The organism is Phyllobacterium sp. TAF24, from assembly GCF_052113785.1.
Lineage (GTDB): Bacteria > Pseudomonadota > Alphaproteobacteria > Rhizobiales > Rhizobiaceae > Phyllobacterium.
Genome location: NZ_JBFRDN010000063.1, coordinates 1 through 8,904, shown reverse-complemented (window position 1 = coordinate 8,904; position 8,904 = coordinate 1). Strand labels below are relative to the sequence as shown.

Sequence of the window (8,904 nt, the reverse complement as noted above, 5' to 3'; positions counted from 1 at the left end):
TTTGCGATTAGCGTTGCATCCACACTCTCCCTCATGGTGAGCTTGTCGAACCACGAACCACGAACCACGCTCACACACCACCCACACGCCATCGCGCCACCCAATACTTATCCAACAGACCCGAACCCCCCCGATAATTCCCTTGTAACTAATCACAAGGGATCGCCATGTTTTCAGAACAGAACATCAGAGATATCAGCAGCGAAGCCGAACGGGCGGGCATCGAACCGGCAGCACTTCTTGCCGTCGCACAGGTTGAGAGCGGCGGTGTCTGCTTCTACAAGGTTGATGGCTGCGATGAACCGCCCATTCGCTTTGAGGGGCATTATTTCGACCAACGCCTGTCGGGCAATCAGCGGCGGAACGCTCGCGACAAGGGCCTTGCAAACCCCGTGGCGGGTGCGGTTCGCAATCCGGTATCGCAAGCGGCGCGCTGGCAGTTGCTGGGTGGAGCCGTCGCAATCAACCGGCAGGCCGCCTATGAATCCGTATCATGGGGGATCGGGCAGGTGATGGGCGCCCATTGGAAATGGCTTGGTTATGACAGTGTCGACGCCCTCGTGGATGCGGCACGCGGATCGCTGAAAGGGCAACTTCGCCTGATGATCCGCTTCATCGACAAGAGTGGCCTCACCCCTGTTTTGGCGCGGCACGACTGGAAGGCATTTGCACGCGCCTATAATGGTCCAAACTTCACACAGAACCGCTATGATACCAAATTGTCGCTCGCCTGGCGCCGATATGCTGCGGTTGAATCTCTCGATAGGGCAGCAAGCGGTAGACAAAGCGGCTTCGTATGACTAAATCGATTGAACCCATAAACAGCGGAGAGTTTGACATGGCCCAGAAGACCGATTTGCTATTACCCGTTCTGAAAGGCCAGCCGGTTATTCCTGTTATTCTCGTCCATAACGTTGCCGACGCCGTACCTCTGGCGCGCGCGCTTGCAGCCGGTGGACTTCCAGCCATCGAAATCACCCTGCGCACAGCGGCAGCGCTTGAAGCTATCCGCGCGGTTGCCAATGAAGTGCCTGAAGCCATTGTCGGTGCCGGTACTATTCTCAATGCGCGCCAGTATGAAGAGGCGAGTGCCGCCGGATCGCGTTTTATCGTCAGCCCCGGCGCGACGCCGCAGTTGCTGAAGGCCGCGGCTGCGGGCAAGGTTCCCCTGCTTCCCGGTGCTATTACCCCGGCAGAAATCATGAGCCTGCGCGAAGAGGGCTACACGATGCTCAAATTCTTCCCCGCCGAACAGGCTGGCGGCGCTTCGTTCCTCAAATCCCTGTCGTCGCCGTTTGCTGGCATTCAATTCTGCCCGACTGGCGGTATCGGCGCTGGCAATGCCAAAACCTATCTTGACCTGCCCAACGTTGTTTGTGTTGGCGGCTCATGGGTTGCCCCTGACAATCTGGTTCAGGCCGGAAAATGGGACGAGATTACCGCGCTTGCCGCTGAGGCTGCAAAACTGGCGAGGTAAGACTGATATCTCTCATCGGTATCGCTGGGTGATATATCCGGCATTCGTGGCTCTGCCGGGGTTCACCCCCCTCTGTCCTGTCGGACATCTCCCCCACAAGGGGGGAGATCAGCTGTACTCCTGCCTTTGCACAACTTGAAACGTTTCCTGTTGTGGGAAAGCGTTCATGCCAATGTGATCTCCCCCCTTGTGGGGGAGATGTCCGACAGGACAGAGGGGGGTGAGCACCGCCGATGCATGGTTCGTGGTTCGACAAGGTCACCATGAGGGAGAGTGAGGATGTAACGCTAATCGCCAGCATTGCAGGTCATTAAGGTCGCAGAACTCGCTCTCTTCATCACCCCTCACCCTCATGGTGAGCTTGTCGAACCACGACCCCCCCACCACCCACTCCCACACACGCAACAACCACCCATCAAACAAAAAGGGCGGCACCAACGGGCCGCCCATTTTGTTTAAACTCTAAACAGCAATCAGTTCGTGGAAGTGAACTTTGCAATCGACAGGAACGTAACAGCCTTGCCCGTGAACTTGTTGGCATCGGATACCGGCAGAGCCTGCTGGAAACCTGCGGTGTAAACGGTTGTAGGAGCGGCACGCATTGCCTCGTTGCGCAAAACAGCCGGTTCAACATTCGGCGACGTCTCGGCGACCTGCTGGTTCGACAATGCACGATCCGACACATCCGAGGAAACCTGAATGGCCTTGGCACCCTGATTCTGCGCTGCCTGACGACGCGGCTTCGATGTCTTGCTGGTGGTGATCACGCCGCTATCAAGCATGGCGACGGGATCGGCAGAACCACCGGCATCCAGCATCGTGCGGCGCAGCGAAGGCTGAGGCTCGTTGGAAGCCACTTGTGTATTCTGTGTCGGCGCAGGCTTGTTGCGAACAACGCGGCCACCCGTGGTCGCAGGCAATGTCGGCATGGCTTGCGCCGTTGCAACGGTCGGAGCTTTGCCACGGGTCTTATCAGACTGCTTGATAATCGCTTCCAGATCGTCATTGGGAACCGGAATGACATCATGCTCGGTTGCAGCCGCGACCTCGGGTGCAGACGCACCCTGGGGTGCAGCAGCAACCTGTGCAGTCGGCATGGCCGGACGCGGGTTCGGCACAACTGATGCGACCATCATGTCACTGTGCTTTGGACCGGTCTGCGGCTTGTCAAAGGGAACAGGAACCAGCGCATTGACCATTTCCGGTTGAGCCGGTGCCTGCTCATTGGCTGGCGTGTTCACATTGGCCGCGATCATGTCACGAATAGCGCTTGCACTGTCGGTGGGACGCGGTGTCGGCAAAGCAGCCACAACAGTCGACGGTTCTTCGGCCAGTGCATTAAGTGTTGCCGGAGCAGCAGGTTCGGGTGTCGGCGCATAATCAGGACGGCGCAGCGGAACAGGAACATTAAAGGCCAGAGCAGCATTGTCCTCCGGACCCGCAACAAGCGGTGCATCAGGACGGGGTGCTTCAACCGGTGCTGGCGCATTGCGTGTCGGCAAAGCCGGTGCGATAGGGGTCGATGCGGGCTGCGCACCAGCGACACCCGGCAAGGACGAACCACCCTCGTCATCATCCGATGCGGCGGCTGGTGCAGCACGGGCTACACTGCGCGATGGGGTTGGAGCCGAAGCCACGGCAACCCCGGCTTCGCCGGAATCCTCCTCGTCGTCGGCACCACCGCCGCCAAAGAGCATACCAAAGAGCGTCTTGCTGCGACCGCCGGATCTGGAGGAATTGCTGGCAACCTGAACGGAGCCACCGCTACGCTTGCGGGATTCATAGGCAGCAACAGCCTGCTCATAACCGGGCAATGGCTTACCATCAGCAGGAATATGCATTGTCTTGCCATCGGGGAACACGGCCAGCAGTTCGCGGCGGCTCATGCGCGGCCACATGCGGACATTGCCGACATCGGTGTGGACGAAAGGCGAGCCAGATGTCGGGTAGTAGCCCACACCGCCTGCCTGGAATTTCAGCGCGGTAACGCGCAGGGTCGAGAGCTTTACACCGGGAAGATACCAATCCATCGCCTTGCCGAGCATGTGCTGGCTTGTCTTGGCAACGCCGCGGCTGCGCGAGCGCAGCATCGAATTGGTTGCAGGAGAGCGATAGGCCGAAACCACATGAATATAGTCTGATCCGCCAACCGTCTGATAAACCTGCCAGACCAGATCGAACAGGCGGGGGTCCATGTTCGTTGGTTCATTGCGACGCCAGTCGCGCAGGAATCGATTGAGCTTGTTCAGGCCGTCCTGCTGATAACGTCCATTCTTCTTGAACGTGATTTCAGCGCGCTCTTTCGTGTGGATGAAATAGAGTTTGAGAGTCCGGGTCTCAGCGGAAGCCTGCGCCGATGCAAACAGCATCGAGCCGAAGACCATGAGGAACACAAACCAGCTGGCGCGTACAAAAGAAACTGCCGTTGATTTGCCGTTCTGTGCATGATTCATGTTTGACAATGTCGTCCCAACCTTGACCGTTTTTCCAGTCCCCGAATATCTGGATTATCCGATTTAATGGTTAATGGTCACTTATTGAAGAACAAATACGTTGAGAGCATGGCAAAAACCGAAGCGCAAAGAGCTGATTTAAGACATGGTCAACGGATGGTTAACAGCACAATTAAGACGTTTTGGTGATAGAATCCACCCTTCATAGGTCTTAACCATGCACGTTTTGTAACCAAAGAATACGCTACTGGAACAAACACAGAGGAACTTTTAAGCTTTAGCTTATCGAAACTATCCTCCATGATTCGCGTTTGAACAAGCTGCAGACACGCAAAAAACGGTGCTTAAATGAATATCCACAGCCGCCATTATCCATACGCCGCCGCCGGAAAGTCGGGCGCAGCAACCGCGAAAGCCGAACAGACCGCGTTGGGCGCCCTGCCCGAATGGAACCTTGCTGATCTTTATCCCTCCGCTGATAGCAGCGAGCTGAAAGCAGATCTGAAAAAGGCCGATGAGCTTGCGGTGCAGTTTGCCAATCGCTGGAAAGGCAATCTGGCTGACGAAGCGGCAAAGCCAAAAGGTGGCAACTTTGCTGAAGCCATTAAGGAATTCGAGGCGCTGGATGAACTCATCAGCAAGATCGTCTCCTATGCCGGGCTGGTTTATGCGGGCGATACATCCGATCCAAAACGCGCCAAGCTCTATGGCGACATTCAGGAAAAGATGACCAACGCCAGTGCCCATCTCATCTTTTTCAGCCTTGAACTCAACCGCATTGATGATGCGGTGATTGAAAAGGCGATGGATGATAACCCTGCCATCGGCCATTACCGCCCGTGGCTGGTGGACCTGCGCAAGGACAAGCCGTACCAGCTCGAAGACAAGATCGAACAGCTTTTCCATGAAAAGTCGATCACCGGCCGCGGCGCATGGAACCGCCTGTTCGATGAAACCATGACGGCGCTGCGCTTTGAGGTTGACGGCGAGGACCTCGCGCTCGAGCCGACACTCAATATGCTGCAGGATGCCGATGGGACTGTGCGCAAGAAAGCCTCCGATGCGCTGGCAAAGACCTTCAAGGAAAATCTGCGCACCTTCACGCTGATCACCAACACCCTGTCCAAGGACAAGGAAATTTCCGATCGCTGGCGCGGTTTTCGGGATATTGCCGACAGCCGCCACCTCGCCAACCGTGTCGAACGGGAAGTGGTGGACGCACTGGCGGAAGCCGTACAGGCCGCCTATCCACGTCTATCGCACCGCTATTACGCGCTGAAAGCCAAATGGCTCGGCCTTGATTATCTCAACAATTGGGACCGCAACGCTCCGCTGCCGGAAACACCGCAGGCGGTGATCCCGTGGACGGAAGCCAAGGAAACAGTGCTATCGGCCTATCGCGGTTTTGCCCCTGAAATGGCTGATATTGCTCGCGATTTCTTCGACAAGAACTGGATCGATGCGCCGACCCGCCCCGGGAAATCACCGGGTGCCTTTGCCCACCCGACGGTGCCTTCTGTCCACCCTTACGTGCTGCTCAACTATATGGGCAAGCCGCGCGATGTGATGACGCTTGCCCATGAACTTGGCCACGGCGTGCATCAGGTGCTTGCTGGCGATCAGGGTGCGCTGATGGCGTCGACACCGCTGACGCTGGCCGAAACGGCTTCGGTTTTCGGCGAAATGCTGACCTTCCGCTCGCTGCTGGAAAAGACGAAGGACACGCGCGAACGCAAGGCCATGCTGGCACAAAAGGCCGAGGACATGATCAATACGGTCGTGCGCCAGATCGCCTTCTATCTGTTCGAGCGCCGGGTGCACACGGAACGCGCCCATGGCGAACTCACCTCCGACCGTATCGGTGAAATCTGGCTGGATGTACAGAAGGAGAGCCTTGGACCGGCGATCAAGTTCGGCCCCGGCTATGAGACCTTCTGGACCTATATTCCGCACTTCATCCATTCGCCATTCTACGTCTATGCCTATGCTTTCGGCGATTGCCTCGTCAATTCACTCTATGCTGTTTATCAGAATGCCGAGGCGGGCTTTCAGGAGAAATATTTCGATATGCTGAAGGCTGGCGGCACAAAGCACCWTTCGGAACTGCTGGCACCATTCGGCCTCGACGCCACGGACCCGGCTTTCTGGCAAAAGGGTCTTTCGGTCATTGAAGGCATTATTGACGAGCTGGAGGCGATGGACTCGTAAGAATGCATGTTCCCGCCCACACGCCCTATGATGGTTCGGCGCAACCCTTCACCATAGGCTTGCATCAGCTTGACCTGAAGGACTGGATCGAGATTGACGGTAATCTCGTCCCCTACCTTGCGGAAAAACGCCGTCTGTTCGGGCTGCATGGGGAGAAAATATTTGTCGAAGAACCGGGGACAGGGGAAGCGCAGAAGGAAGTGCTCGACCTTTTGAGCGATCATCTCGTCGAACACTATCCCGCGCATTATGTGAGGAATGGTGAGAATATCGGCATTATGGGCTGGGATGAAATGATCCCGCTTGGTCAAGCCGGTTCGCCATTTCTGCATCGCGCCGCCAAACTTGTGCAGGAAGATCTTGTCCTGATGCGCAAGGACGATGCGCGCGGCTGGCATCTGGCAGCAGCTTCACTTTCTTTCCCGTCATCATGGACGCTTCTGGAAAAATTCGGCCGGTCCATGGAGGATATTCATGCGCCGGTGCCGGATTTTGGTACGGGCACGCGCAATGCCGGACTTATCAGCCGCATGTTCGACAATCTTCGGCCCGATCGTTCGGTCTATCGCATGAACTGGTCGCTGCAACCGGATGGCAATCTCTACCACCCGCTTTCCAGCCACCAGAAGGGCGCACGCTATACGGACGAGGATATCGTCGCGCAGAGCTTTGTCCGCGTCGAGCGCCAGACCTTGCGCAAGTTGCCCGCATCTGGCGACATTCTCTTCACCATTCGCATTCATCTCGATCCGGTTGCCACATTGAAAAAACATCCGGAATGCCGCGCTGTCGCCGAAGCATTTGCTGCGCAACTTCTGTCTCTTAATGAGGCACAAGCCCAATATAAAGGCATTATTGCCATTCGGGACCGGTTGATCGACGCACTAAACGCACTTTAATGCGCTTCAATTAACAGTAGTTGCAGTTTTACCCGTTCCGGGTGAACGGTTGTTTGCTCTTTGTCATCACAATGCTCTATGGTTTCTTTGAAGCGGTGAAATAACCGCTGCCCTCATTGATGGAGATTAAAAAATTAGGAGTAGCAAAAAAATGGCGAAGGCGAATTGGCCTGTACATGGAGAAATTACTGGTCCGATTGTGATGATCGGTTTCGGGTCCATCGGACGGGGTACCCTGCCCCTCATAGAGCGCCACTTCAAATTCGATAAGTCCCGCGTGGTCGTCATCGACCCGAGTGATGCCAACAAGAAACTGCTCGACGAGCGTGGCATCCGCTTCATTCAGGAAGCCGTTACCAAGGAAAATTACAAGACGCTGTTGAAGCCGCTGCTGACCGCAGGCGGTGGCCAGGGTTTTTGCGTCAATCTGTCCGTCGACACGTCGTCAGTCGATATTATGCGCCTTTGCCGTAAGGTTGGCTCGCTCTATATCGACACGGTTATCGAGCCATGGGCCGGTTTTTATTACGCAGGCGGCGACAATGCCAAGCGGACCAATTATGCCCTGCGCGAAACGCTGCTGGCAGAAAAGCGCCGCAAGCCCGGGGGTACGACAGCCGTATCGTGCAGTGGCGCCAATCCCGGCATGGTGTCGTGGTTTGTCAAACAGGCCATGGTCAATCTTGCCAAGGACATGGGCATCGAACACGCCGAACCAGCGCGCGATGATCGCGATGGCTGGGCGCGCCTGATGCGCAAGACCGGCATCAAGGGCATCCATATTGCCGAGCGCGACACGCAGCGCGCCAGCGGTCCAAAGCCCTTTGGTGTGTTCTGGAACACATGGTCGGTTGATGGCTTTATCTCCGAAGGTTTGCAGCCCGCAGAACTTGGCTGGGGAACCCACGAGAAGTGGCTGCCCAAAAATGCCCGCAAGCAGAAGAAGGGCAACAAGGCGGCAATCTTCCTCGAACAGCCCGGCGCCGATACCCGTATCCGCACCTGGTGCCCCACCGAGGGACCGCAGTTCGGCCTGCTTGTCACCCACAATGAAGCAATCTCGATTGCGGATTTCTTCACGGTCTTCGACAAGAAGGGCAAGGCTGCCTATCGCCCGACCTGCCACTACGCCTATCATCCGTCCAATGTGGCAACGCTGTCGCTCGATGAGATGTTCGGTGCCGCGGGCCAACCGCAGCCGATCCATCACGTTCTGGAAGAATCCGAGATCGTTGATGGCGCGGATGAGCTTGGCGTGTTGCTCTATGGCCACGACAGGAATGCCTACTGGTATGGCTCACAGCTGACCATCGAGGAAGCGCGCAAGATGGCACCTTACCAGAATGCGACGGGTCTGCAGGTCAGTTCTGCCGTTCTCTCGGGCATGGTCTGGGCGCTGGAAAATCCGGAAGCCGGTATCGTTGAAACCGACGAAATCGATTTCCGCCGCTGCCTTGAAATCCAAAAACCCTATCTCGGCCCACTCAAGGGCCATTATACGGACTGGACACCACTGGAAAATCGCCCCGGTTTCTTCAAGGAAGATATCGACACCAGCGACCCCTGGCAGTTCCGCAACATTCTCGTGCATTGAGAAAAACGGCAACCTTCGGGTTGCCGTTTTTGTTTCCGGTGCTGTCCGTGGTTTGCCATTCGACAGGCTCAGGAAGCTCACCATAAAGGAGATGGATGCAACGCTAATCGCAAAGGTCGCAGAACTTGRCTYCMCAGCAACCCACCYTACCGCAACYCACCCCGCCCAACCTACCCCACCGTCATCCTCGGGCTTGACCCGAGGACCCACGGCTAAGGCGAATAAACGAAACCGATACTCAGCAGTTATCAACATGGGTCCTCGGGTCAAGCC

General features: G+C 56.5%; 6 protein-coding genes. 5 read left to right on the top strand and 1 reads right to left on the bottom strand.

Annotation, left to right across the window (positions count from 1 at the left end):
* Positions 1-167: 167 nt before the first annotated feature.
* A complete protein-coding gene (locus AB4Y96_RS26180) occupies positions 168-800 on the top strand; it encodes an N-acetylmuramidase family protein (protein ID WP_441920929.1) in 633 nt (210 codons plus the stop codon).
* Between the two features lie 38 nt (positions 801-838).
* Positions 839-1,477, top strand: a complete 639-nt coding sequence (locus AB4Y96_RS26175; protein ID WP_091878237.1) for a 2-dehydro-3-deoxy-phosphogluconate aldolase — start codon at positions 839-841, stop codon at positions 1,475-1,477.
* A 473-nt stretch (positions 1,478-1,950) separates the two neighbouring features.
* On the opposite strand, the gene AB4Y96_RS26170 is transcribed toward AB4Y96_RS26175, so the two are convergent.
* Positions 1,951-3,846, bottom strand: coding sequence for a DUF882 domain-containing protein (locus AB4Y96_RS26170; protein ID WP_441920931.1), 1,896 nt, complete (start codon positions 3,844-3,846; stop codon positions 1,951-1,953).
* Positions 3,847-4,278: 432 nt separating this feature from the next.
* Here AB4Y96_RS26170 and AB4Y96_RS26165 point away from each other — a divergent pair, with 432 nt between their 5' ends.
* From AB4Y96_RS26165 to AB4Y96_RS26155, 3 genes are all read left to right on the top strand, one after another.
* Positions 4,279-6,138: a M3 family oligoendopeptidase gene (locus tag AB4Y96_RS26165; protein ID WP_441920927.1), complete on the top strand. Its 1,860-nt coding sequence runs from the start codon at positions 4,279-4,281 to the stop codon at positions 6,136-6,138.
* Between the two features lie 2 nt (positions 6,139-6,140).
* A complete protein-coding gene (locus AB4Y96_RS26160; RefSeq protein WP_441920925.1) occupies positions 6,141-7,037 on the top strand; it encodes a heme-dependent oxidative N-demethylase family protein in 897 nt (298 codons plus the stop codon).
* A gap of 151 nt (positions 7,038-7,188) precedes the next feature.
* Positions 7,189-8,631 carry a homospermidine synthase gene (locus tag AB4Y96_RS26155; RefSeq protein WP_091878244.1) on the top strand — a complete coding sequence of 481 codons (1,443 nt, stop codon included), beginning with the start codon at positions 7,189-7,191 and terminating at the stop codon, positions 8,629-8,631.
* Positions 8,632-8,904 lie beyond the last annotated feature (273 nt).